Here is a 1122-nt window from a genome sequence, read left to right on the forward strand (position 1 = left end):
CAGTTCGCCCGTGCCAGTGACCGCGACCAGCCCCAGCACGTTGTCGCGCGCAGTGCCGTACTTCACTGCGCGCGGTCCGCCGGCATTCGTGGCGAGGTTGCCGCCGACGCTGCAGGTCTCGGCACTGGAGGGGTCCGGCGGCCAGAACAGACCGTGCGGCGCGAGCGCATGCTGAAGGTCGCCGTTGAGGACGCCCGGCTGCACCACCACGCAACGGTCGGCTGCGCGCACTTCGACCACGCGGTTCATGCGCACGAACGACACCACCACGCCACCTTGCGTCGGTACGGCTGCCCCGGTCGTGCCGGTGCCCGCGCCGCGCGCGATGATCGGCACGCGATGTTCGCGGCAGGCGCGCACGATCGCGACGACATCTTCCTGCGTACGCGGCAACGCCACGGCCGCCGGCATGGCCCAACGTCGCGAGTCATCGCCGCCGAAGGGGCGACACGCCTCGCCGGTCAACCAGCCATCGCCAAGCCGGGCGGCAAGAGCATCGTGCACTGCGGGAGGGAGGTGAGGGTCCATGGTGCCGGGCAGTCAGATCTCGTCCGCGCGGAACGCATCGCGGATCCATTCGAGGTGCGGTGACGCCGGATCGCCCTGCGCATCGATCACGTCGAAGCGGCAGGGTGCATCGGCGAGCGCGGGGTGGTCCTGCAGGAAGCGTTGCGCGGCGTGCACCAGGCGGCGGCGCTTGCCGATATCGACGGACGCGCTGCCGCCACCAAACGCCTGCGATTGGCGATAGCGCACCTCCACGAACACCACCGACGGCATGCCCGGTCGGGTGGCGTCGTGCATCACCAGGTCCAGTTCGCCGCCGCGGTACGCCGCATTGGCGGCAATATCGGTCAGGCCTGCACGGCGCAGCAGCGCGCGGGCCGCGGCCTCGACGGCCTGCCCGCGCGCGCGGCGATCAACCGCCATCCGCGATCGGTGCGGCGCGTCCGCCGGTGAAGGTCGACCATGACGGCGTACGCACCACGTTGCCGAACCCGTCCAGTTGCAGGCGTCCGGTGGCGCCGCGGATCTCGGCATTCGCGCCGGTCGCCAGCTTTTCCAGGTAGGCCGTCAGCAGCCAGGCGTCGTAGCCGAACGCGAACAGGCGCGCGGCAGGAC

Annotated in this window: 2 protein-coding genes and 1 pseudogene; all 3 read right to left on the minus strand. The window is 71.2% G+C overall.

The genetic code is table 11. The annotated features are described in order from the left end of the window. The coding region (locus AC04L7_RS19205; RefSeq protein WP_475513777.1) for an FAD-binding oxidoreductase at positions 1–528 on the minus strand (528 nt) is incomplete at its 3' end. A 12-nt stretch (positions 529–540) separates the two neighbouring features. Then, positions 541–930, minus strand: coding sequence for a YraN family protein (locus tag AC04L7_RS19210; RefSeq protein ID WP_299346440.1), 390 nt, complete (start codon positions 928–930; stop codon positions 541–543). Further along, positions 920–1122, minus strand: a pseudogene (locus AC04L7_RS19215) (penicillin-binding protein activator); the annotation flags it as partial. The gene AC04L7_RS19210 and the pseudogene AC04L7_RS19215, both read right to left, overlap by 11 nt.

The sequence above is a fragment of the Pseudoxanthomonas sp. LjRoot204_2 genome (assembly GCF_056175765.1).